19 protein-coding genes are annotated in these 23,678 nt (G+C 39.9%); 18 read left to right on the forward strand and 1 reads right to left on the reverse strand.

Annotated elements, in window-relative coordinates; all coding sequences use genetic code 11:
- Window positions 1-29: 29 nt before the first annotated feature.
- The gene (locus MMP60_RS01220; protein WP_241334610.1) at window positions 30-848 is read left to right on the forward strand and encodes a putative RNA methyltransferase; all 819 of its coding nucleotides are present in this window, start codon (window positions 30-32) and stop codon (window positions 846-848) included.
- A 19-nt stretch (window positions 849-867) separates the two neighbouring features.
- Here MMP60_RS01220 and ponA read toward each other — a convergent pair whose 3' ends face one another.
- Window positions 868-3,435 (reverse strand): penicillin-binding protein PBP1a, encoded by a 2,568-nt coding sequence (gene ponA / locus MMP60_RS01225; RefSeq protein ID WP_241334611.1) that lies wholly within the window; start codon window positions 3,433-3,435, stop codon window positions 868-870.
- Window positions 3,436-3,597: 162 nt separating this feature from the next.
- On the opposite strand from ponA, the gene MMP60_RS01230 reads away from it, so the two are divergent.
- The 17 genes from MMP60_RS01230 to tfpZ all read left to right on the forward strand — a co-directional run bounded on the left by MMP60_RS01230 (window position 3,598) and on the right by tfpZ (window position 23,673).
- Complete coding sequence (locus tag MMP60_RS01230) at window positions 3,598-4,656, forward strand: pilus assembly protein PilM (RefSeq protein ID WP_241334612.1); 1,059 nt, start codon at window positions 3,598-3,600, stop codon at window positions 4,654-4,656.
- A complete protein-coding gene (locus MMP60_RS01235; RefSeq protein WP_241334613.1) occupies window positions 4,656-5,300 on the forward strand; it encodes a PilN domain-containing protein in 645 nt (214 codons plus the stop codon). The genes MMP60_RS01230 and MMP60_RS01235 overlap by 1 nt, the downstream gene beginning before the upstream one ends.
- Window positions 5,297-6,049, forward strand: coding sequence for a type 4a pilus biogenesis protein PilO (locus MMP60_RS01240; RefSeq protein WP_241334614.1), 753 nt, complete (start codon window positions 5,297-5,299; stop codon window positions 6,047-6,049). The genes MMP60_RS01235 and MMP60_RS01240 overlap by 4 nt, the downstream gene beginning before the upstream one ends.
- Window positions 6,049-6,576: a pilus assembly protein PilP gene (locus MMP60_RS01245; protein WP_241334615.1), complete on the forward strand. Its 528-nt coding sequence runs from the start codon at window positions 6,049-6,051 to the stop codon at window positions 6,574-6,576. The genes MMP60_RS01240 and MMP60_RS01245 overlap by 1 nt, the downstream gene beginning before the upstream one ends.
- 16 nt (window positions 6,577-6,592) lie before the next feature.
- On the forward strand, window positions 6,593-8,770 hold the full coding sequence (locus MMP60_RS01250; RefSeq protein ID WP_241334616.1) for a type IV pilus secretin PilQ family protein: 2,178 nt from the start codon (window positions 6,593-6,595) through the stop codon (window positions 8,768-8,770).
- Between the two features lie 10 nt (window positions 8,771-8,780).
- Window positions 8,781-9,350: a shikimate kinase AroK gene (aroK, locus tag MMP60_RS01255; protein ID WP_241334826.1), complete on the forward strand. Its 570-nt coding sequence runs from the start codon at window positions 8,781-8,783 to the stop codon at window positions 9,348-9,350.
- 22 nt (window positions 9,351-9,372) lie between these two features.
- The gene (gene aroB, locus MMP60_RS01260) at window positions 9,373-10,455 is read left to right on the forward strand and encodes a 3-dehydroquinate synthase (protein ID WP_241334617.1); all 1,083 of its coding nucleotides are present in this window, start codon (window positions 9,373-9,375) and stop codon (window positions 10,453-10,455) included.
- Between the two features lie 19 nt (window positions 10,456-10,474).
- Window positions 10,475-11,341 (forward strand): hypothetical protein, encoded by an 867-nt coding sequence (locus MMP60_RS01265; RefSeq protein ID WP_241334618.1) that lies wholly within the window; start codon window positions 10,475-10,477, stop codon window positions 11,339-11,341.
- Window positions 11,342-11,805: 464 nt separating this feature from the next.
- The gene (gene gltB / locus MMP60_RS01270) at window positions 11,806-16,284 is read left to right on the forward strand and encodes a glutamate synthase large subunit (RefSeq protein ID WP_241334619.1); all 4,479 of its coding nucleotides are present in this window, start codon (window positions 11,806-11,808) and stop codon (window positions 16,282-16,284) included.
- 71 nt (window positions 16,285-16,355) lie between these two features.
- Entirely contained in the window at window positions 16,356-17,777 is a 1,422-nt protein-coding gene (locus MMP60_RS01275; protein ID WP_241334620.1) for an FAD-dependent oxidoreductase, read from the forward strand.
- Between the two features lie 172 nt (window positions 17,778-17,949).
- A complete protein-coding gene (locus tag MMP60_RS01280; RefSeq protein ID WP_241334621.1) occupies window positions 17,950-18,840 on the forward strand; it encodes a metal-dependent hydrolase in 891 nt (296 codons plus the stop codon).
- A 166-nt stretch (window positions 18,841-19,006) separates the two neighbouring features.
- On the forward strand, window positions 19,007-19,597 hold the full coding sequence (locus tag MMP60_RS01285; protein ID WP_241334622.1) for a LemA family protein: 591 nt from the start codon (window positions 19,007-19,009) through the stop codon (window positions 19,595-19,597).
- Between the two features lie 24 nt (window positions 19,598-19,621).
- On the forward strand, window positions 19,622-20,683 hold the full coding sequence (locus MMP60_RS01290) for a TPM domain-containing protein (protein ID WP_241334623.1): 1,062 nt from the start codon (window positions 19,622-19,624) through the stop codon (window positions 20,681-20,683).
- A complete protein-coding gene (locus MMP60_RS01295; RefSeq protein WP_241334624.1) occupies window positions 20,677-21,237 on the forward strand; it encodes a TPM domain-containing protein in 561 nt (186 codons plus the stop codon). Before MMP60_RS01290 ends, MMP60_RS01295 begins: the two co-directional genes overlap by 7 nt.
- A gap of 411 nt (window positions 21,238-21,648) precedes the next feature.
- Window positions 21,649-22,182 carry a prepilin-type N-terminal cleavage/methylation domain-containing protein gene (locus tag MMP60_RS01300; protein WP_241334625.1) on the forward strand — a complete coding sequence of 178 codons (534 nt, stop codon included), beginning with the start codon at window positions 21,649-21,651 and terminating at the stop codon, window positions 22,180-22,182.
- A 195-nt stretch (window positions 22,183-22,377) separates the two neighbouring features.
- Window positions 22,378-22,908 carry a pilin gene (locus MMP60_RS01305; protein ID WP_277603644.1) on the forward strand — a complete coding sequence of 177 codons (531 nt, stop codon included), beginning with the start codon at window positions 22,378-22,380 and terminating at the stop codon, window positions 22,906-22,908.
- A 30-nt stretch (window positions 22,909-22,938) separates the two neighbouring features.
- A complete protein-coding gene (tfpZ, locus tag MMP60_RS01310; protein ID WP_241334626.1) occupies window positions 22,939-23,673 on the forward strand; it encodes a TfpX/TfpZ family type IV pilin accessory protein in 735 nt (244 codons plus the stop codon).
- Window positions 23,674-23,678 lie beyond the last annotated feature (5 nt).

A 23,678-nucleotide genomic window follows, 5' to 3' on the forward strand; every position in this document is an offset into this window, starting at 1 on the left:
CCAGCTTTTTTTATGTTTGGAGAAAATGGATGAATTTGTTGATGTGCCCTGTTTGTCGCCAATCATTGAATTTGGTTGCAAACTCTTGGCATTGTGAAAAAGGTCATCATTATGATGTTGCCAAGCAAGGCTATGTTAATTTGCATGTGGTGCAGCATAAACACAGTAAAACGCCAGGGGATACCGCTGAGTCTGTATTGGCTCGTCGTGAGTTTTTGCAAACGGGCGCTTATCAACCGCTACAACTTGCAGTCGTTGAGTTATTGCAGCAATTAAAACCGAAAGCTGTTTTGGATATTGGTTGTGGTGAGGGATATTATACCCATGCCATGCAAGCGCAGACTCAAGATTGTATCGGTGTTGATATTGCTAAAGCTGCTGTGCAAAGAGCTGCTAAACTTAATTCAAAAGTGACATGGGTCGTCGGAACAGGCGCGACATTACCCGTACAAGATCATTCAATTGATGTGTGCAGCAGTTTATTTAGTCCAATTCCACAGGATGAAATCATACGAGTACTTCGGGATGATGGACATTTGATTGTGGTAACACCTGCGCCAAGACATCTTTATGCGTTGCGTGAAGCGTTATTTGAACAAGTGAATTTGCACGAACCGCAGAAATTTGTGCAGCAACTAGATGCTCAATTTGAGTTGAAGCAACAACAAGTTGTAGAAACTCAAATGGTGTTGGATCAACACGCATTAAAAAATTTGATTGCTATGACGCCTTATGCATATAAAGCGAATCCTGAGAGAAGAATGGCTTTAGAGCAAGAGCAGCAATTTTTGGCCACGGCTGCTTTTCAAATTTATGTGTTCCAAAAAAGAAAGAAGCCATCAATTTGATGGCCTCTTTCTTTTTATATTATTGAATATCATTAATTAGATTTTCGATACCATCATGTTCTCTTTGAGATGGCGTAGCCCCCATTGCTGGAGGTTGTTTCTTCGCTGGAATGATAATTTGTTCTTCATCCGGTGAACCAGTTTCAGGTAAATCAGAAAAGTCAGTCTGTATAGACCGAGTCGGCGTTGTCGGGGCAGGGCGATAAAGTGGACGTGCTAAAGGTGGTGAAGCACGATATTCTTTTTGTCCTTCTTTTTGTTCAATTGCTAGTTTGTCAAAAGAGATTGGATCTTTGGCATCCTTATCTAAGCGAACCCAAGCCGATGGTGTATCCTTAAGCGAATTTGCCATGAAATTTGTCCAAATTGGTAAAGCAGCAACCCCACCATACTCACGACGACCTAGTGTGCGAGGTTGATCAAAACCAACCCAAGTAATTGCAACTAATTTGCCGTTAAAACCAGCAAACCATGCATCTTTTGCATCATTGGTTGTTCCTGTTTTACCACCTAAATCATCACGACCAATTTTAAGTGCTGCACGTCCAGTACCATGCTGAATCACATCGCGTAAAATGTTTGCCATATCATAAGCTGAACTAGATTTTAAAATGCGTTGGGCTTGGCGATAATTACTATTTGTTGTGCCTGCTGTTGGTGTATCGGTTGCTGCTGTCTCAGAAGCAGCAATTGTCTCATCTAAAGCTTGATTAGTGATGTCATTTACAGCGTCTTCTTTCGGTTCATCTGATGCTGCATAGGCATTTGGATCGCTAATACATGGAATACATGCATATTCTGGATTAGCTTCATAAATAACTTTGCCTGATGCATCTTCAATTCGTTTAATAAAATGAGGTTGAATGCGATATCCCCCATTTGCGAAAGTTGCATAACCTGTTGCCATCTGCACTGGAAGGACTTGAGGTGTTCCTAAGGCAATGGTGTAGTTGCGTGGAATCTGATCTTCTTCTAAACCAAAGTCCATAAAGAGTTGGCGTGTGCGTTCAATGCCTACATTTTGTAATAAACGTACAGATACAGTATTTCGGGATAGATATAATGCACGACGTAAGGGAATCATACCCAAGTAACGGCCATCAGCATTTCTTGGTGACCATTTTCCAATTGTGATCGGGCTATCATTGACCATACTGTAGGGGGTCATGCCACGTTCAAGTGCAAGTGCATAGACAAAGGGTTTAATGGTTGAACCAGGCTGTCTCCAGCCTTGTAAAGCACGGTTAAATTTGGATTGATAGAAACTATAACCGCCGACAACTGCTTCTATTGACCCATCATTTGGATTTAAAGCAATCAATTGACCTTGAACTTTGGGAACTTGAACCAAAGACCAAACGGTTTTATTTTCATTTGGACGCAACCGAATAATATCTTTAACTTCTACGATTTGTGAAGCATTAGATACTGCTCCACCAACACTATTGGCATTGCGGTAAGGGCGAACCCATGACATTCCAGCCCAGTTTACGGTGACTGTCGAGCCATCCTGCATCAAGGCATCAAAAGAATTATTATTAACTTTTATCACTTGAGCTGGATAAGTATTGGCATATGGGACAAATTGATCTAGGGGCTTGTCATGTGCTTCTGGACCACGCCAACCATGACGGCGATCGTATGCTTCTAGACCATCTTGAACAGATTGTTCAGCATAGCGTTGGCGATCGCTATCAATGGTTGTATAGACTTTATAGCCTGAATCAATTGCTTGTTCACCAAAATTTTCAATCAGTTCTGAGCGAACCATTTCACCAATGTAAGGGAAAACATTACTTACTGAGCGGTCAATCATATTTAAATTGATTGGCTCTGCTACCGCTTTCTGGTATTGATTTTGATTGATATACCCAAGTTGTAACATCCGACCTAAAATCCAGTTTCGACGTTCCAGCGCACGCTCAGGATTCACCACAGGATTGTATTTTGATGGAGCTTTGGGTAAGCCTGCAATCATTGCCATTTGTGCAGTCGTCAGTTCACTGATATTTTTGTTGTAATAGATTTGTGCGGCTGCTGCGATGCCATACGCATTTTTTCCTAAAAAGATTTTATTCACATAGGAGCTTAAAATCTCTTGCTTGGTTAGATTTTGTTCAATTTTTCGAGCAAGAAAAATTTCAGTAAGTTTGCGTTTGAGTGTTCGCTCAGGACTTAAATAGTAGTTTTTTGCGACTTGCATAGTAATGGTTGAGCCGCCAGTTTGAACATCTGAACCCGTAACAGACTCTGTTATCGCACGCCCTAATCCTTTGAAACTAATACCATTATGCTCAAAAAATGAAGAGTCTTCTGCTGCTAAAAAAGCATGAATAAATGTTGGTGGGATTTGCTCATATTTCACAGGAATTGAAAGTTTGCCACCATACTCTGCAATGAGCTTATTATCTGCTGTGTATACCTGTAATGGTTTTAATAAAGGCGCCTTTTTTAATGAGCTCATATCTGGCAAAGAGGGTGCTAGATAGAGATACATGCCATAAAATCCCATTGGAAGTGAGACTAATATAATAATAAGGATTAAAAAAAAGGGGCGAACAATACCAGAACTGGATAGCTTTTTCATAATAAGTAAGTTTTAATAAGAGCGAATGGCAAACTAATTATGGTCAGTATATCCTTTAGCCATACGGATTGTTAGATGAGATATTGTATCCGTATCAATTAAAGACCAAAGCAAATTAGTGAGTTGTATTTTTGGGGATAAAAAAATAAATAGGAATGTACTGTGCTCAGGTTATATCGTAAACCAAATAAGGGGTTAGTAGGGGTCGATATTAGTTCGACAACTGTTAAGTTATTGGAGCTCTCTGTAAAGAACGGTAGATATTGGGTTGAAAGCTATGCTGTGATGCCGCTGCCTGAAAACAGTGTCGTAGAAAAAAGCATTCTAAATCCAGAAGCAGTGGGTGATGCGCTTGAAAGAGTCGTCAACCTTGCGAATCCGCATACAATAAATGTAGCAATTGCTGTGCCGACTTCAATGGTGATTAATAAAATCATTGAAATGGATGCGGATATGACAGCAGAAGAACGAGAAGTTCAAATTCGTATGGACGCTGAGCAATACATTCCGTTCCCATTAGATGAGGTGAGTCTTGATTTTGAGGTTTTGTCTGACAAATTAGCGAACCCAAATCGAGCAAATATACTTTTAGTCGCAACACGTACAGAAAATGTTGATACGCGTGTGGAAGTATTAGAGCTTGCCAATTTGTCTGCAAAAATTGCTGATGTAGAAAGCTATGCAATTGAACGCGCTTTCAGTGTATTTGCGGATACTTTGCCAATGGGCGCAAATACAGTTGGTATCTTAGATATTGGTCATACTATGACCACCTTATCTGTGATGCAGAAAGGGAAAATTATCTATACACGTGAGCAGGTGTTTGGTGGTCGACAGCTGACTCAGGATGTACAAAGTCGCTATGGATTGTCTTTCGAAGAAGCTGGGCGCGCGAAAAAAGAAAGAACACTTCCAGATGACTATGATACAGAAGTGCTTGAGCCATTTTTAGATGCAGTTGTGCAACAAGCTGCACGTTCACTGCAATTTTTCTTCTCATCATCACAGTTTAATGAGATTGACCATATTTTATTGGCGGGTGGTAATGCCAATATTCCTGGTTTAGCCAAGTTACTACAACAAAAACTAGGCTATCGCGTCACAATTGCCAATCCATTCTTACAAATGGGCTTTTCTCCGCAAATTGATATTAAAAAAATTGAAAATGATGCTTCCTCATTGATGGTTGCATGTGGTTTAGCATTGAGGAGTTTTGATTAATGGCAAAGATTAATTTACTCCCTTGGCGTGATGAGCTAAGAGAACAAAAAAAGAAGCAATTCGTTGCATTTTGTGCTGGGGTAGCAGCATTAGGTGTAGTATCGGTTTTTTCTGGGTGGATGTATTTTGATCAAAAATTAAATGATCAAGAACAAGCGAATCAACTCATTATTAGTACAAATCAAAATTTAGATACTCAGCTTAAATCATTGGATGGTTTGCAAGAGCAGCGTAATGCGATTATTGAACGTATGAAGCTCATTCAAGGATTGCAAGGACAGCGACCAGTTACTGTACGTTTGGTTGATGAATTGGTACGTGTTACACCTCCAACAATGTATTTGACTAAATTTACACGAACGGGTGATAAATTTACGATTGAGGGCAAGGCTGAAAGTCCTAATACAGTTGCTGAATTATTACGTAACTTGGAAGCATCTCCTTGGTATCGTAATGCCTTTATGAATTCTTTCTTGGCAACCGATGATAAAAAAGATAAAGCAGCAAGTTCTTTAATTCCTCGAGTTGAAGAAAACTATGGAAGTTTTCTTGTAACTGTAGATTTAGGTGAAATAGGGACAACAACTGAAGCTGACCCAACTTTAGAAGCTCCAGCATCAGGGACAGCGGGGGTGACAAAATGAACTTAGAAAAATCAGATGATTTAAACCAAGATGCCATTGTTGTTAAAAAGAAGAAAATGACGCTAGAACAATTCTTCCAGCAATTTAATACGCTGGATATGAATAACTATGGTGGATGGTCTCTTTCTGTAAAAATTACTTGCTGGTTTTTTGTTTTCTTGGCAGTTGTGGCTTTGGGCTATTTTGTTGTCATCAAAAAGCAACTTGATAATATTGCGAATGCCCAAGCACAAGAACAAAGTTTGTTAAATGAATTTAAAGAAAAAGATTCTAAGTTGCGAAATCTGCAGCAGTATCAAGCTCAATTGCAAGAAATGGAAGCGAATTTTAATCAGCAATTAGAGCAGTTACCCAAAGAAACTGAGATTCCGAGTTTGGTTGAAGATATTAACTTAACTGGTGTAAATTCAGGACTGAAGTTTAAAAATATCAAATTAGAGGATGAGGTAAAACAAGAGTTCTTTATTGAGCAACCAATTAGTATGGAAGCAACAGGTGATTATCATGCTTTTGGTGCTTTTGTAACAGGAATTGCTGCATTGCCTCGTATCGTAACCTTACATGATTTTGTTGTTGATGTAACAAGAGCTGATTCATCAAAGGCATCCGATATTCCTGTGGTTAATTATTCAATCAAAGCAAAAACCTATCGCTATATTAGTCCTGAAGAACAAGCTGAGACGGGTGCAGTGCCTAGTGCTCAGCCAGCTACAAATACAACTCCAGCAGCCCAAGGGAGTCAGCACTAATGAATAATTATAAAATGCTATGTGGTTTATTGCTCGGTATTGGTTTGGTCGGATGTGATTCTCGTATTGATGCGGTCAATCAGCAAATGGCAGAAATTCGTAATCAACCTCCATTGTCGATTGAGCCTGCACCAATATTTACACCTGTACCATTATTTAACTATGCAGCACATCAGTTAAAGAGTCCTTTTATGCCAAGTTCGCTAGCTGCAGAACTTCAAATTATGGCAGGCAAGCGAGTTTATCCGAACTTCAATCGTCAATCTCAGCCTTTGGAAAGTTATGCTTTAGAGTCCTTGAATATGAAAGGAAGCATGCGTGGTAAGGCGAATGAAACTATTGCTTTGATTCAGACTCCAGATGGGCAGATTGAGCGTGTACAGGTTGGTAGTTACTTGGGTATGAACCAAGGACGCATCGTAAAGATTAATCCAACACAAATTGATTTAGTAGAGATTGTGCCAGATGGGCGAGAAGGTTATGTGGAAAGACCACGTACGCTCGTTTTAATTGGGCCGGCATCGTAAGATTAAGGGAATAACAATGAAAAAACAGTTTAAAGATTCTTTATTTGGGGAAGCGAAGACCATGAACCGTGCATTCCGTCAATTTTCTATGGGTGCTGTGGCGATTGCAATTATGCAAGTTGCGTCTGCACAGGTGAGTATGACGAATATTGTTCCGATGAGTCTAGCCGACCAAGGTACAGAAATTCGTGTGATGTTTAATGGTTTACCGCCACAACCGCAAGCTTATCAATTAGAGCAGCCTTCGCGATTAATTTTGGATTTTGATAAAACACAACAAGGTTTAAAGCAAACATCAATTCCGGTATCGACCAATGAAGCTGCATCAATTGATATTGCAGCTGATGATCAGCGTTCTCGTCTTGTGGTTAATTTAAAAGAAGCAGGAGCTTTCACGACACGTGTTGAAGGAAATACTTTTGTTCTTAAAATTAATGCTGCTCAGCCTGTAAATAATTCAAAAAATGCTGCGGTTGCTCGACAGCCACAACAAGGTGTTTCCAATATTGGTTTCCAACGAGGTGCACAGGGTGAAGGACTCGTCGTTGTCGACTTGTTGGGAAGTAATACACCTGTAGATGTACAACAGCAAGGCAGTAAAATTGTTATTCGTACAATGGGGAATAAAATTCCTACCCATTTGGCTCGTCGTTTAAATACCAATGATTTTGCAACTCCTGTTGCAAGTGTTGATGCTTATAATGATAAAGGGAATGGTGTTATTACGATTCAATCTGCAGGAAGCTATGAATACATGGCTTATCAGGCGGAGAATAAGTTAACCATTAGCCTTAAACGACCTGATGATAAGTCACCAGCAAAAGCAAAATCTCAAGTTTATACAGGAAATAAGATATCTCTAGATTTCCAAGATATCGAGGTGCGTCGAGTTTTACAGTTGTTGGCTGATTTCACGAGCATTAACATGGTGGCTGCTGATACAGTGCAAGGTAACATTACTTTAAGATTAAAGGATGTGCCTTGGGATCAGGCTTTAGATATTGTGCTTAAAACAAAAAATTTAGATAAGCGTCGTAATGGTAATGTGATTTGGATTGCTCCCGTTACAGAATTGATTAAGTCTGAAGAAGAAGAAGCTAAAGCGATTGCGCAAAGTATTAAGCTTGCACCAATTCAAACAGAATATATCAAATTAAGTTATGCAAAAGCTGCAGATGTTCTGAAATTGATTGAGGAGTCTCGTGATGGTAAAGGTGCGACATCAAATAGAACATCTAACTCTGATTCATTGGCTTTGGAAAGCTTATTAAGTTCTCGTGGTAGTGCGGTAGCAGATACGCGTACCAATACTTTAATTGTGAATGACACTGCACTTAATATTGATAAAGTTCGGAAATTGATTGATTTACTGGATGTTTCGGTAAAACAAGTGATGATCGAAGCGCGTATTGTCAGTGCGAGTACCGATTTTACCAAAGAAATGGGGGTTAAATGGGGTATCTTGTCACAAGGTATCACCAGTAATAATGATCTATTGGTAGGTGGTAGTGATACCACGCTATGGAATTTAAAAAAACCTGAAAAGGATAGTGATACAGGTGGTTGGAAATATGAAATCGAACGCCCAGATAATTTAAACGTTGATTTAGGTGCAGTAACACCTGGTGCAAGTCGTATTGCATTTGGTTTAATTAGTCTGTCTGATTTTATGTTGGATTTAGAGTTGTCAGCAGTTCAGGCTGATGGCTATGGCGAAGTCATTTCAACTCCAAAAGTCATGACCGCAGATAAGCAAGCTGCCAAAATTGAATCAGGTACCCAAATTCCCTATTCATCTTCAACAGGTAGTGGTGCAAATGCAGTACCAAAAACCGAATTTATTAATGCGACTTTGAGTTTGGATGTGACACCAAGTATCACACCAGAAGGCAAAGTGATGATGAAGTTGAATATTACAAAGGATTCGCCGAGTACACCAACACCAACTGGGCAGTTAACTATTAATAAAAACTCGATTGATACCAATGTATTGGTTGATAATGGTGAAACGGTTGTGTTGGGGGGGATATTTGAACAAGAGAACCTTACTAATCAGACGAAAGTGCCTTTCCTTGGGGATTTGCCATATATTGGGCAATTATTCCGTCGAGATTTAAAAACAGATAAAAAACGTGAACTGCTTATTTTTGTGACACCAAGAATTGTTAATGACACTTTGACTAGAAATCATTAATATATTTTGAATAATTGCAATTAATATAGGTGGCGCGTTGCCAAGCAAAGCGTTTGAAACCCTACCAAATGTTTATTTGGTAGGGCCAATGGGGGCGGGTAAAACAACAGTTGGTCGGCATTTAGCAGAATTGTTGGGACGTGAGTTTATTGATAGTGATCATGAAATCGAACGTAAAACAGGTGCTACAATCCCTTGGATTTTCGAAAAAGAGGGTGAAATAGGCTTTCGCTCGCGTGAAACCAATGTATTGAATGAATTGACTGCACGTTCTTCACTTGTTGTCGCAACAGGTGGCGGTGCTGTAACCCAGTTAGAAAATCGAAAATTTTTAAAACAACGAGGTATCGTTGTTTATCTTTATACTCCTGTAGAACTTCAACTACAGCGAACTTATCGCGATAAGAATCGCCCATTACTGCAAGTCGATAACCCTGAACAGAAATTAAGGGATTTGTTAACAGTACGAGACCCTTTATATCGAGAGATTGCTCACTTTATTGTCGAAACCAATCAGGGTGCTGCACGCGATCTTGCGCAAAAAATTCTGCACCTTATTTTATCCCAACAAATCAACTGATTCTTTTATCTGGTCTAGTTTTATGCAAACGTTACATGTTGAATTGGGTGATCGTCGCTACCCTATTTTTATTGGAAGTCATTTAAATCCGAAAATATTACTTGAGCCATATGTTTATGGGCGACAAGTTATGCTGGTTTCCAATACAACAGTTGCTCCTTTGTATTTGCAACATTATGTTGATGCCTTAGTGCAGTTAGATAAACAAGTTGCACAATGTATTTTACCTGATGGTGAGCAATTTAAAGATATTCAACATTTGAATTTAATTTTTGATGCACTGTTGGAAGCAGGATTTAATCGTGATTGTACGGTGCTTGCTTTAGGTGGTGGTGTCATTGGTGATATGGCGGGATTTGCATCGGCATGTTTCCAGCGTGGGGTGAATTTTATCCAAGTGCCAACAACATTATTGTCTCAAGTGGATTCAAGTGTTGGTGGAAAAACAGGCATTAACCATCCTTTGGGTAAGAATATGTTGGGCGCTTTTCAACAGCCCCAAGTTGTGCTCGCAGATATGGCACAATTAGATACTTTACCGGATCGTGAGCTTTCAGCAGGTTTAGCTGAAGTGATTAAATACGCATTATTGGGTGATGTGGATTTTTTGGTTTGGTTAGAGCAGAACATGGATGCGTTGGTTGCTCGTGATGCGACTTTATTGGCAGAAGCGGTTTATCGTTCATGTGCACATAAAGCTAGGATTGTCGCAAATGATGAAAAAGAACAAGGTGAACGTGCTTTATTAAACTTGGGGCATACTTTTGGTCACGCAATTGAATCTTATTTGGGCTATGGGGTGTGGTTACATGGTGAGGCTGTTGCTACAGGAATGGTCATGGCAGCGGATCTTTCATACCGCTTAGGCTGGATTTCTACTGGAGACCTTGAGCGTACAAAAAGAATTATCCAACGCGCCAATTTACCGATATCATGTCCTGAAATTCCACTCGATGAATTTTTGGCTTATATGTCACATGATAAAAAAGTCCTAAATGGTCAGTTACGTTTGGTTTTACTTAGAAAGTTAGGACAAGCCGTGATTACTAAAGATTTTGATGTTGATTTGATGAAGCAAGCGATTCTTGCAAATCAATCAGCATAATGAATATATTGAGAAAAGCATGCCCATTTCTAGATCAATTTGGCAAAACATTCAACAGTACAGTTGGCTTACACTCGCAATTGTGTGTTTGGTTGCTGCATTGATCTTTTGGGCGATTACAGATAGTGATGCTCTCATTGAAGTGGATCAACCACCTACAACTGAAGTGCAGATTCAACCTGAAAAAGTTGCTGCAACAGCACATTTAGGCGCACTTTCTAATGAGGTGAAACCTTTAGATTTAACCACGAGGGTTGTGGTGTCTAATGAGCATGCGTCAGAGTTCCGTGGAACTAAATTTGTTAAGGAAAACCAACAGCAATGGATTGTGGAAATTTTCCGTAGTTCAGATGAGGCGATTGTAAAAAACTTTTTGTTGAGTCGTGCTGACAGAAAGAAATTTATTTATTTTCGTTTAAGTGGGCAAGATCGGGCGGAACAATATGTTGTAGTTTATGGTGTGTTCCCTAATATGGAAGAAGCAAATCGTCAATTTTCTCAATTGAATTTGACACTTCCTAAATCAGTTAAGCCAAAAGCCCAACAATTATCAGTATATACTGAATTTGTGAATGATTTGGGTTCGGATGAGCTAAAAACCGCAGCCAATCAGCTCTATGAAGTTCAATTAAAACCTGCTGCTCTTCCAAAGGTAGATGAGACTTTGTTAATGGGAGTGGCGACGCCATCAAAAACTGCGCTTGGAGGGAATTCTGAGCAAATGGCAGTTGATCCAAGTACAGTGACTCAAACAACAGTGACGCAGCGTGATGCTCAAGGTAATGTTGTTAATGTTAAGCAGAGTCAGTCTACAGTGCAAAGAGTAGAAAAATTAGAAGAAAATTCCGATTCTGTGAAGAGGATGGAAGGTGTTCCATTGAATTGATATTGCTATAATTTGGTGCATAAATAGTTCTTTTTTAAAGCATGTTGGTATTATTTGGTGCGTTTTAATATTTAACGGTAAACATTTCCCCAATTATAATTTGAAGTTATTTTAGTTTTTTTAATGATTTAGTAAATTTATGATTAGTTGGCATATTCTTTGCTTTCTTGTGGTGCTAATTTATCTGCTCATTGCTCTTTTTTACACTAAACGATTCATTAATTTGGTGAAATGGAAAGTTTTTGTGCTTTACAAACATCTATTAAGGTGTAATAACTGAAAACACTTTATCTGTTGGATTACGCTGCTTCTTGTCAAAGAAAGGCGTATATTTGCAAATCCGCCAGTAAAAATGTTTTCGCGAAGCATTGAACTTTATATGAGTTGATCGGCAATATCGCAGAAAATGAATTGATTGTTTGTTGCTCGAAAGAGCCATGTTGAAAGAAGGGTACGCTATGCACATGCCATCGCCTAATACTGTAGCTCCCGCTCAAGGTTTATATCAGCCTGATGAGTTTAAGGATAACTGTGGTTTTGGTCTGATTGCCCATATGAAGGGTGAATCAAGCCATCATCTGGTCGAAACTGCGATTCACAGTTTAAGTTGCATGACGCACCGTGGTGGTATTGCCGCGGATGGTAAAACAGGAGATGGGTGCGGATTGTTATTGGCGATGCCAAAACAGTTTTTCCGTGAAGAAGCTCAGAAATTAGGAACGAACCTAACTGAGATTTTTGCTGCTGGTACAGTATTTCTGAATATTGACCCTGCTTTAGCTCAAAATGCAAAAAACATTTTAAATAAAGAAATTGCTGCTGAAGGTTTAACGGTTGCGGCATGGCGTGTTGTACCAACAAATAATGATGCTTTAGGTGAAATTGCATTACAATCACTCCCAGCATTTGAACAAATTTTGGTTAACTGCCCAATGGGCCTAACTGAGGTTGAGTTTAACCGTAAGTTATTCTTAGCACGCCGCCGTGCAGAGCAACAATTACAAAATGATCCATTATTCTATGTGACAACACTTGCAACGACTGTTATCACATACAAGGGTTTAATGATGCCAGCAGCGATTGCTGACTTCTATACAGACTTAGCTGATGAACGCCTAAAATCGCATATTGTTGTATTCCATCAACGCTTTTCAACCAACACATTACCGCGTTGGCCATTGGCTCAGCCATTCCGTTATCTTGCGCATAATGGTGAAATTAACACCATTACAGCAAACCGTAACTGGGCTTTGGCACGTACACCAAAATTTGAAAACCCATTGCTACCAGGTTTAACTGAGTTAAATCCGATTGTAAACCGTACTGGTTCGGATTCATCAAGCCTAGACAACATGCTTGAAATTCTTGTTGGTGGTGGAATGGATTTATTCCGTGCACTTCGTATGCTTGTTCCACCAGCATGGCAAAACGTTGAAACTTTAGATGCTGACTTACGTGCATTCTATGAATTTAACTCGAAGCATATGGAAGCTTGGGATGGCCCAGCGGGTCTCGTGATTCAAGATGGTCGTCATGCAATCTGTATGCTTGATCGTAATGGTTTGCGTCCAGCACGTTGGGTCATCACGAAAAATGATTATATCACCCTTGCATCTGAGATTGGTGTGTGGGGTTATGAACCAGAAGATGTTGTATCGAAAGGTCGTGTTGGTCCAGGTCAGATCTTAGTTGTTGATACTTTGACTGGTAAAGTGCTTGATACAAAAGATGTCAGTAACCATCTTAAAAATATGCGCCCATATCGTGAGTGGTTACGTGACCATGCAATTCGTTTGAAAGCTGATCCTCAGCTTGAAGAACAATTGAGTGATCAAGGTTTAACTGGCGACGCATTAAAAGCGGCTCAAAAAATGTTTATGGTGACATTTGAAGAGCGTGATCAAATTTTGCGTCCAATCGCAGAAAGTGGTCAGGAAGCTGTTGGTTCAATGGGTGATGATACGCCAATGGCTGTGTTATCTCGTCAAGTTCGCCATGTAACGGATTATTTCCGTCAGCAGTTTGCGCAAGTAACGAACCCACCCATTGATCCATTACGTGAATCGATTGTGATGTCATTGGAAACATGTTTGGGCCGTGAACAAAACGTGTTTGAACAAGGTTCTGAACATGCAGACCGCATTATTATTTCAAGCCCTGTATTGTCACATTCGAAAATGCAGCAGCTTCGTGATGTTGAAAAAGAACGTGCGGGTTATGCAGTTGCTGATATCAATCTAAACTATCCAGAGGCTGAAGGTTTACAAGCCGCAGTTGCACGTATTTGTGAAGAAGCAGCGCAAGCTATCCGTGATGGCAAAACTTTACTTGTTTTGACAGATAAAAACATTCGCGAAGGTTTCTTACCTGCAAACTCAGCATTGGTAACAGGTGCAGTACATCACTACTTGATTCAAGTTGGTTTACGTACTGATGCAAATATTTTGGTAGAAACTGGTTTTGCACGTGATCCACATCAATTCGCGGTATTGCTTGGTTTTGGTGCAACAGCAATTTACCCATATTTAGCTTATGATGTGATCAATGATTTGGTTGCGAAAGGTGAATTATTGGGTGACCCAATTTATGCACAAGCAAACTTCCGTAAAGGGATTGAGAAAGGCTTATTAAAAGTACTTTCTAAAATGGGAATCTCGACAGTTGCTTCGTATCGTGGTGGTCAGTTGTTTGAAGCAGTTGGTTTGTCGTCTGAAGTTGTTGATAAATGTTTCCTTGGCGTACCAAGCCGTATTCAAGGTGCAACATTTGTAGACTTAGAGAATGACCAGAAAAAATTAGCAACAACTGCATGGCAAAACCGTAAAGCAATTGACCAAGGCGGTTTGCTTAAATTCGTATTCGGTAAAGAATACCATGCGTTCAACCCTGATGTGATTAATTCATTGCATAAGGCAGTTCGTTCAGGTCAATACCAAGACTTTAAAGAATATGCTGAGCTGGTGAACAACCGTCCAGTTGCTACGATTCGTGACTTATTCAAGTTAAAAACAACTGATTCAATTGCATTAGATCAAGTTGAAACGATTGAAGAAATTCTACCGCGTTTTGACTCTGCGGGAATGTCTTTAGGTGCATTATCACCTGAAGCACACGAAGCAATTGCAATTGCAATGAATACGATTGGTGGTCGTTCAAACTCAGGTGAAGGTGGTGAAGATCCTTCACGTTACGGTACGATTCGTAACTCAAAAATCAAGCAAATTGCATCAGGTCGCTTTGGTGTAACTCCAGCATATTTAACGTCTGCTGAAGTTCTACAAATTAAAGTAGCGCAGGGTGCAAAACCAGGTGAAGGTGGTCAGTTACCAGGTGGTAAAGTGAATGGCTTAATTGCACGTTTACGTTACTCAGTACCGGGTGTGACTTTGATTTCTCCGCCTCCACATCATGACATTTACTCAATTGAAGATTTGTCACAATTGATCTTTGACTTGAAACAAGTCAATCCTCAAGCAATGGTTTCAGTAAAATTAGTATCTGAGCCAGGTGTGGGAACAATTGCTGCTGGTGTAGCAAAAGCGTATGCAGACTTCATTACCATTTCAGGTTATGACGGTGGTACAGCGGCATCTCCGCTGTCATCGATTCACCATGCGGGTTCACCATGGGAATTAGGTTTGAGTGAAGCGCATCAAGCCCTTCGTGTAAATGATTTACGTGGCAAAGTTCGTGTTCAAACTGATGGTGGTTTAAAAACAGGTCTAGATGTCATTAAAGCTGCAATTTTAGGTGCGGAAAGCTTTGGTTTTGGTTCTACCCCAATGATTGCACTTGGTTGTAAATACCTCCGTATCTGTCACTTAAACAACTGTGCAACAGGTGTTGCGACACAACAAGATCATTTACGTCAAGAGCATTATATTGGCGAGCCAGAAATGCTGATCAATTTCTTCAAATTTATTGCTGAAGAAACTCGTGAATGGTTAGCTGCGCTTGGTGTTTCATCACTGAAAGACTTGATTGGTCGTGTTGATTTGCTTGAGGTTTTACCGGGTGAAACTGAAAAGCATGCGCATCTTGATCTAAGTGCTCTATTAACTTCACATCCATCTGCTGAAGGTAAGGCGCAGTATTGCCAAGTTCAAGGCAATGCACCATTTGATAAAGGTGTTTTAGCTGAGAAAATGGTGGCTGAAATGTTACCAGCAATTGAAGCAGGTACAGGTGGTTCGTTTAACTTCACTGTAGGTAACTGTGACCGTTCGATTGGTGCACGTATTTCAGGTGAAATCGCACGTCGTTATAGCAACTTGGGTATGGAAAATAGCCCAGTGGTGATGAATCTTGTGGGTACTGCTGGTCAGTCACTAGGTGTTTGGAATGCAGGTGGTTTGCATATCAAACTTGAAGGTGATGCCAACGATTACGTTGGTAAAGGTATGGCGGGTGGTCGCGTATCGATCTTCCCACCTAAAGGTTCGCCTTTCCAAACGCAAAATACTGCAATTATTGGTAACACCTGTTTGTATGGTGCGACTGGCGGTAAAGTTTTTGCGGCAGGTACAGCAGGCGAGCGTTTCGCAGTTCGTAACTCAGGTGCATTTGCTGTAATTGAAGGTGCAGGCGATCACTGTTGTGAATATATGACAGGTGGTGTAGTGACAGTACTTGGTAAAGTGGGTCATAACTTCGGTGCAGGTATGACGGGTGGTTTTGCTTATGTACTTGACCTTGATAATGACTTTGTTGACTACTACAACCATGAACTGATTGACCTCAATCGTATCTCTACAGAGGCGATGGAAGATCATAAAGAAAACCTCCTTCGTATTCTTGATGAACATATTCAAGAAACAGGAAGTGCTTGGGCGTACAAAATCCGTAATGAGTTCGACTTCTATAGTCGTAAGTTCTGGCTTGTAAAACCAAAAGCTGCTAATTTGCAATCGCTTTTGAAAACAACCCAAGCTGATCCACAATAATTCCACGACTGCAAAGACATAGGCAGGTGCAGAGGTGAAGGACATCGCTGCGCCTACCCACGGAGAGAGACATGGCAGAACGCCTCAATAATGACTTTCAATTTCTGGATGTAGCACGCCAAGATCCAGAGAAAAAAGATATTACTGTCCGCAAAGCAGAGTTTGTGGAAATTTATAAACCGTTTACTGCGGAAGTGGCTGCGAATCAGACCCACCGTTGTTTAGGTTGTGGTAACCCGTATTGTGAGTGGAAATGTCCAGTACATAACTACATTCCAAACTGGTTAAAGTTGATTGCGGAAGGTCAAATTTTCCAAGCGGCTGAGCTTTGCCATCAAACTAATACCTTGCCAGAGGTATGTGGTCGTGTTTGTCCGCAAGACCGTTTGTGTGAAGGTGCATGTACCTTAAATGATGGTTTTGGTGCAGTGACCATTGGTAATGCAGAAAAATACATTAATGACACCGCGTTTGCTTTAGGCTGGCGTCCAGATATGTCTGGCGTCAAATGGACTGATAAAAAAGTTGCAATTATTGGTGCGGGTCCTGCGGGCTTAGGTTGTGCAGACATCCTTGCGCGTGGTGGTGTGAAACCAGTTGTATTTGATAAACGTCCTGAAATCGGTGGTCTTCTCACATTTGGTATTCCAGAATTTAAAATGGAAAAAGATGTGATGAAGCGTCGTCGTGAAATTTTCACGGGGATGGGCATTGAGTTCCGTTTAAACACTGAAATTGGTGTTGATGTAACGATTGAACAACTCCTTGCGGAATATGATGCCGTATTTATGGGTATGGGAACTTATACCTACATGAAAGGTGGTTTCCCTGGCGAAGACCTTGATGGCGTTTACGATGCTTTAGATTTCTTAATTGCTAATGTAAATCGTTGCCAAGGTTGGGAAAAAGACCCAAGCGAATACATCAGCGTAGATGGTAAGAAAGTGATTGTTCTTGGCGGTGGTGATACTGCGATGGACTGTAACCGTACTTCATTACGTCAAGGCGCACACGATGTGACTTGTGCTTACCGTCGCGACGAAAGCAACATGCCAGGTTCTGCGCGTGAAGTGAAGAACGCCTATGAAGAGGGTGTTAAATTCCTGTTCAACCGTCAGCCAATTGAGATTGTTGGTGAAAACGGTAAGGTAACTGGTGTTAAGGTTGTCACTACACAAATGGGTGAGCCTGATAGCCGTGGTCGTCGTAGCCCTGAGCCTGTTCCTGGTTCTGAAGAAATTTTGCCAGCAGATGCAGTATTACTTGCATTTGGTTTCCGTCCAAGTCCTGCTGATTGGTTTGGTCCTGCAAATGTGAGTTTAGATGGTTCAGGTCGTGTCGTTGCGGCAGAACAACAAGAATTTAAATTCCAAACATCTAATCCAAAAATCTTCGCAGGTGGAGATATGGTACGTGGTTCTGACCTTGTTGTGACTGCAATTTGGGAAGGTCGCCAAGCTGCTGAAGGTATTTTAGATTACCTTGGTGTTTAACTAAACATCCTGTAAATCGTATTTGAACAAAGCCTGCTTTATGCAGGTTTTGTTTTTTGCACATTATCATTTTGGTAGTTTTAGCAAATCTTATAAGCTTTTTTGCCCTGTCCTTGATCATTTTTCAGCATGATACTCGAAGACCAATCAGAAAATTGTGCAGGCAATAAAGATGGCTCTTGCAAATGTGAATGCTGAAAAAACCTATCTAAATCGCCCAAAAGCTTTGGGTATTACGGTACGCCGTTTGCAGTTTAATCCTAAAAAGATTAAACGACATTATTTTGCCAATTCACCTTTGATGTCACATCTTTTGACTGCACTTTCCTCGACTTTTCCAATCGGTGAACAGTATTTTGTTAATAGTGTGCGGAATGCTAGAGATAAAGTTCGAGAACCACAACTGCAGGCCCAGATCGCCGCATTTATCGGGCAAGAAGCGATGCACTCTAAAGCGCATACCGAGTTTAATGATGCGTGGCGAAGAGACGATTACAACCTTGATCGTTTTCAGGCTTGGCTTGCAAAGCGTGATGATGCGCTTCGAAATATTCATCCCAAATTACAGCTCGCTTTAACTTGCGCCTTTGAGCATTTCACAGCGATGTTGGGGGGCTATATTTTGAAACATCCAGAAATTCTAAGTACCTTAGATGATGATGCGATGAAGCTCTGGGTTTGGCATGCGATTGAGGAAATTGAGCATCGTTCAGTTGCCTTTGATGTCTATCAAGAAGTTTATGGTGATGATCGAGTTCGTCGTCTGTTGATGCGTAGCGTGACCACAGGATTTGCAAGTCTCACTTTTTATGCAACATCACGTTTGATTTGGCAAGATAAGTGGAAAAGTTTGCCAAAAATCGGAGGAAATGTATTTGGGATATATTTGCTTGGAAAAATGTTTATTCAATTGATTCCTAAATATCTATCTTATTATCAAGCGGATTTTCATCCTGCGAAACATGACTATACGAAGTTGGTGAATTATTGGAAAGCACGTATGGCGGATGAGTACGGTATGGTCAGTTTCCAAGAAGAGACCGCCTCAACACGATATAGCTAATTTGCGTTAGAAAACTAAAAAGGGCATTACTCAAGATTGTTGGGTGATGTCCTTTTTATTTAAATGGCGACCAAGTAACTTTAATAAATGTTACACAGTGAACAAAAAATCTTACTACAATGAATTATTGCAGAAATATAAAGAAAGATTTGAGGGTAAATTTTTTATGAAAATGATCAAACAAACCGCTCTCGCAACTGTGTTGGCAAGCACGTTATTGTTCACGGGTTGTGGATATAATACCTTGCAAGTGAAAGATGAAGCCGTAAGTGCTTCATGGTCTGAGGTGCAAAACCAATATCAACGACGTGCTGACCTTGTTCCAAATCTTGTCAATGTGGTGAAAGGTTATGCCAAACATGAAGAACAAGTGTTGGTCGAGGTGACACAAGCACGTTCTAATGTTGCGGGTTTGAAAGTGGATAAAGAGGTTTTAGAAGACCCAGCACTATTTGAAAAATACCAACAAGCACAAAGCCAATTAACAGGGGCATTGTCTCGCTTGTTAATGGTGCAGGAGCGTTATCCTGATCTCAAAGCCAATGAGCAATTCCGTGATTTACAAGCACAATTGGAAGGGACAGAAAATCGTATCGCCGTTGCTCGTAACCGTTATATTACGACAGTACAGGACTATAATTCCTATGTTCGTCAATTCCCACAAGCGATGACGGCAAAAGTGATTGGAATGAAAACCAAAGAGAATTTTAAGGCGGAACAGTCGGCTCAACAAGCACCAACAGTATCATTTAATTAAGATCGGACTGTTAGGAGTAGTCGTATGCTAAGTGTGTATAGGCAATATCTGAAACAGCAAGCTTTACCTGTTTTAATGATTGTTTTGGCGACGCTATTTTTTCAGCATACGGTTTGGGCTGAGAGCGCTACAACGGCTGATCAAAGTGATACGATTGTTGCAACTCAAATCATCCAACAGCAGCAAAACCAAACATCAACGACATCTAGCCAAAACGTTGAAACAGTAGCTTTACCACAAGTTGCTCATGATATGGCGGATGGTGAATCCATACGGGGTCTGCCGACTTTAAATCAACCCATTATTGATCAGGCAAAGATATTAACTGATGTTGAGATGTGGCAGCTTAATCAGAAAATATTAAGTCTTTACCAGCAAGGAAAAGCCCAAATCGGTGTGATTATTGTCCCAACGACAGGGCAAGAATCCATTTTTGATTTCGCTCTGCGCGTGGGTGAAAAATGGCAACTCGGTTCAGCCAAACGAGACAATGGCTTATTAATGGCGATTGCAATAAATGATCATAAAATTCAAATTTTGACAGGCTATGGTCTCGAAGGTGTTTTACCTGATGTGGTTCTTAGCCGTATTATTCGTAATCAGATCACACCCTCTTTTAAACAAGGTCAGTATGCACAAGGCATTTCATCTGGTTTAGATGAGATTACTCGGATTGTGAATCTAGACCCAGAAATCGCACAGCAGGCAGCTCAGGAACTCAAAGAACGCCATGAACAAGCATTACGGGAGCAACAAGCCAAGGATAATACTCTCTCAATGGCATTATTTATCCTTATCGCAGGTGTTGTGGGTTCATTTATTATCGGTAAGCGTTTAAGTGCTGCGACGGCTGGCGTAACTGCTACAGCAGCAGGTCTGTTGAATGGTACAGGTCTGGTCATGAGTTTATTGCTTGGGTTTGGTATTTTCTTTTTACTCATTACTTCACTTGCTCAACTCATTTTTCAAGCGTTCTTATCGGGTGGGGGGCGTGGAGGCGGTGGTGGTTTTGGAGGAGGTCATGGTGGTGGCTATAGTGGCGGTGGTGGTCGCTTTGGAGGAGGGGGAGCATCAGGCTCATGGTAACCAAGACAGATACAACACAGATTATTACCCAGCCAAAACTGGATGAGCCTGTAGAGCCAAGTTTAAAACGTTGGCTTAAACATTTCTTTTATGTTTCTTCTGCACATCGCTATTTCAGTAAACAAGATCGGCTTGAGATTGCTAAAGTAGTACAACAAGCTGAACATGGTCATGTTGGTGAGATTCAGGTTGTGATAGAAGGACATATTCCATGTTCACAGGCTTATCATCAAAATACACGATTACGTGCGCAGCAACTCTTTGCTGAACTGGGTGTTTGGGATACAGAACTAAACAGTGGCGTATTGTTATATTTGAATCTTTGTGAGCATAAAGTCGAAATTGTAATTGATCGTGGTTTAAAGAATGCAACCCAAGTTGAAACTTGGAATGAAATTTGCCAAGGCATTGTCAGGCTATTGGCTCAAAAACAATATTTACAAGCCATAAATGATGGCGTGAATGAGATTGGGCAAATCTTAGATCATTATTTTATCAAAAATAAAAATAACCATGAAAATGAATTACCTAATGAACCTATTATTTTAAATTAACAATACGTTTATCAGTTAATCAACTTTGATTAACTAATTTGTATCAGATATGTGCATAAAGAAAGCTCCAAAATTTATCATTTGTAAAAATATGTCCTTTTATCTTCCGATGAGCGGTTGAATGAATCGCTATATTTTTTGTGTGATTTATGTCGCTCAATTTGAGCTCTCTTCGATAAAAATCATGTTTAATGGATGATAAAGTTGAAAATTAGTCGTTAAAGGTGACGTTTATTGTCATATATTGTCATATATTGGAATAATTGGGTTATTTGTCACCAATAATAATATTCTTTTAAGTCTCTGTTTTTTTGAGTTAAAATTGGCTAAGCTAAGGATTGGCATAGAACATGCTAAATACAAAGTAGCTGAAAAAAGGCTTATAAAAATTTATACCATTGGAGAAATGTTATGAAATCAATGCAAAAAGGTTTTACTCTTATTGAATTAATGATCGTTGTAGCGATTATTGGTATTTTGGCTGCGATTGCACTTCCTGCATACCAAGACTATACAATCCGTACTCGTATTACTGAAGGTTTAACAATTGCTGGTGACTTGCAAAAACAAGTTGCTGGTGCCCCTACTTTAACGGATCTTGGTGTTGCTGTAGATACTTGGAATGATCAAGTTGGTGTTGGTATCGGTGCAAAATCAAAATATGTGAACTCTGTACAAGCAGTTCGTACTACTGGTGTGATTACAGTAACTTATAACCCAACAACTGTGGGTGTAGCTCCTGCTCAAAATACACTTATATTAAGCCCTTATGTTCAATCTCAAGCTACTGCTGAAACTCTAGCATCTGCATTAGGTGCAGGTCGTACGGGTTCTGTAGACTGGGCTTGTGCATCAGCTACTAATGCTACAGCTACAGCTCAAGGTTTAACTGGTGCCGCAGTTGGTACAGTTCAAGCAAAATATGCACCTTCTCAATGCCGTTAATATTTGATTAAAAAAGAACAGCCTTAGGGCTGTTTTTTTTTTAATTATTATGACGTAAAATGGAAGATATATGACAAATTTTGGCCTGTTCTATATAATTTATATTCTAATATGTTGATTTATATAATTAAAAATAGTGGTATGTTTTTTGAATATAATTTAGGAGTGAAGTGAAATTATGATGGGATAATTGAGATGGAAAAAGGATTTACGCTTATTGAGTTAATGATAGTTGTGGCAATCATTGGTATTTTGGCTGCTATAGCACTTCCTGCTTATCAAGATTACACAATCCGTACTCGTGTGATCGAGGGGGTGAGTTTGGCTGATAGTGCGAAATCGGCAATGGCTGCAGAAGCAATTATTTCCAATAATGATTTAATGATTGTTACAACTTCGTGGAATAAACAAGCTGCGAATAAAGGAGCAACCAGTAAATATGTGGACTCTGTTTTAGTTAATAGTGCCACTGGAGAAATTACAGTTACATTTAAGGCGAATATGATTGGTGTTGCGGCAGCTGAAAATACTTTGGTGCTTAGTCCTTTTATAAGAGTGGATGCTACAACGATTAAATCTCTTCAGAATGCATTAACTGATGGTCAAAGTGGTGTTGTTGATTGGGCATGTTCTTCTAAAACACAGTACTCAGCAATTAATCATGGTATGACTGGTGCAACTTTAGGAACTCTACAGCCTAGATATGCTCCTTCAGTTTGTAGATAATACGCAAAACTTTTATTGATTTAAAGTGATATGACACCAAGAAAAAAATTTGCATTAAGGCATTTATTGTTATCCTTACTGGTTGCTAGCTTTATTATGGCTGTTGTTTTTTTTATGTGGTACCCATACCCATTAGGAAAAGCTACAGGCGTGACTCGAATTTTCTTGATGGTGGTAGGAGTGGATATAATTCTAGGACCATTACTTACATGGCTTGTTTATAAGGAAGGAAAGAAGACTCTAATATTTGATTTAACCATAATTATTTTAATTCAAATCTCTGCTCTATGTTTCGGTATATACCACATTGCTCAGGGGCGTCCAACATGGATTGTATATAGTGTGAATCGTTTTGAGCTTGTTAGAAATAATGAAATTTATACCAAAAATATTCAACAAGCGCAGAGACAATATCAACAAGTTTCTTGGTTAAAGCCAAATTTTGTTGCTATAGAGTTTGCAAAAGATTCAAAGAGGCGTAGTCAAGATATGTTTGATGAGATTTTAGGTGGGGTGGAAATATCACAGCGTCCTGAGCGTTATGTTGACTTATTGAAAGTAAAACGGCAAATTCAAAAACGCACTTTAGATTTGAATTTATTATACCAGTTTAATGACAAGGCGATAGTGCAAAAAATATTAGCCAAGTACCCGCAAGCTTCAGGTTTTGTACCTCTCAAAGCAAATGCTGTTGATATGACGGTTTTGATTGACAAAAAAACAGGACAGGTAGTAAAGATTGTAGACTTGCGTCCATGGAAGTAAAATCA

Source organism: Acinetobacter sp. ANC 4805 (assembly GCF_022549495.1).
In the GTDB taxonomy this organism is placed as follows: Bacteria; Pseudomonadota; Gammaproteobacteria; order Pseudomonadales; family Moraxellaceae; genus Acinetobacter.

Bases quoted from the DNA above. Each gene is read 5' to 3' on its own strand.
- ponA (WP_241334611.1), bottom strand. From the start codon at position 3,435: ATGAAAAAGCTATCCAGTTCTGGTATTGTTCGCCCCTTTTTTTTAATC.
- MMP60_RS01300 (WP_241334625.1), top strand. From the start codon at position 21,649: ATGAAATCAATGCAAAAAGGTTTTACTCTTATTGAATTAATGATCGTT.
- MMP60_RS01295 (WP_241334624.1), top strand. From the start codon at position 20,677: ATGGTAACCAAGACAGATACAACACAGATTATTACCCAGCCAAAACTG.
- MMP60_RS01290 (WP_241334623.1), top strand. From the start codon at position 19,622: ATGCTAAGTGTGTATAGGCAATATCTGAAACAGCAAGCTTTACCTGTT.
- MMP60_RS01305 (WP_277603644.1), top strand. From the start codon at position 22,378: ATGGAAAAAGGATTTACGCTTATTGAGTTAATGATAGTTGTGGCAATC.
- MMP60_RS01265 (WP_241334618.1), top strand. From the start codon at position 10,475: ATGCCCATTTCTAGATCAATTTGGCAAAACATTCAACAGTACAGTTGG.
- MMP60_RS01220 (WP_241334610.1), top strand. From the start codon at position 30: ATGAATTTGTTGATGTGCCCTGTTTGTCGCCAATCATTGAATTTGGTT.
- MMP60_RS01240 (WP_241334614.1), top strand. From the start codon at position 5,297: ATGAACTTAGAAAAATCAGATGATTTAAACCAAGATGCCATTGTTGTT.
- MMP60_RS01245 (WP_241334615.1), top strand. From the start codon at position 6,049: ATGAATAATTATAAAATGCTATGTGGTTTATTGCTCGGTATTGGTTTG.
- gltB (WP_241334619.1), top strand. From the start codon at position 11,806: ATGCCATCGCCTAATACTGTAGCTCCCGCTCAAGGTTTATATCAGCCT.
- MMP60_RS01235 (WP_241334613.1), top strand. From the start codon at position 4,656: ATGGCAAAGATTAATTTACTCCCTTGGCGTGATGAGCTAAGAGAACAA.
- aroB (WP_241334617.1), top strand. From the start codon at position 9,373: ATGCAAACGTTACATGTTGAATTGGGTGATCGTCGCTACCCTATTTTT.
- MMP60_RS01275 (WP_241334620.1), top strand. From the start codon at position 16,356: ATGGCAGAACGCCTCAATAATGACTTTCAATTTCTGGATGTAGCACGC.
- MMP60_RS01280 (WP_241334621.1), top strand. From the start codon at position 17,950: ATGGCTCTTGCAAATGTGAATGCTGAAAAAACCTATCTAAATCGCCCA.
- MMP60_RS01285 (WP_241334622.1), top strand. From the start codon at position 19,007: ATGAAAATGATCAAACAAACCGCTCTCGCAACTGTGTTGGCAAGCACG.
- MMP60_RS01250 (WP_241334616.1), top strand. From the start codon at position 6,593: ATGAAAAAACAGTTTAAAGATTCTTTATTTGGGGAAGCGAAGACCATG.
- tfpZ (WP_241334626.1), top strand. From the start codon at position 22,939: ATGACACCAAGAAAAAAATTTGCATTAAGGCATTTATTGTTATCCTTA.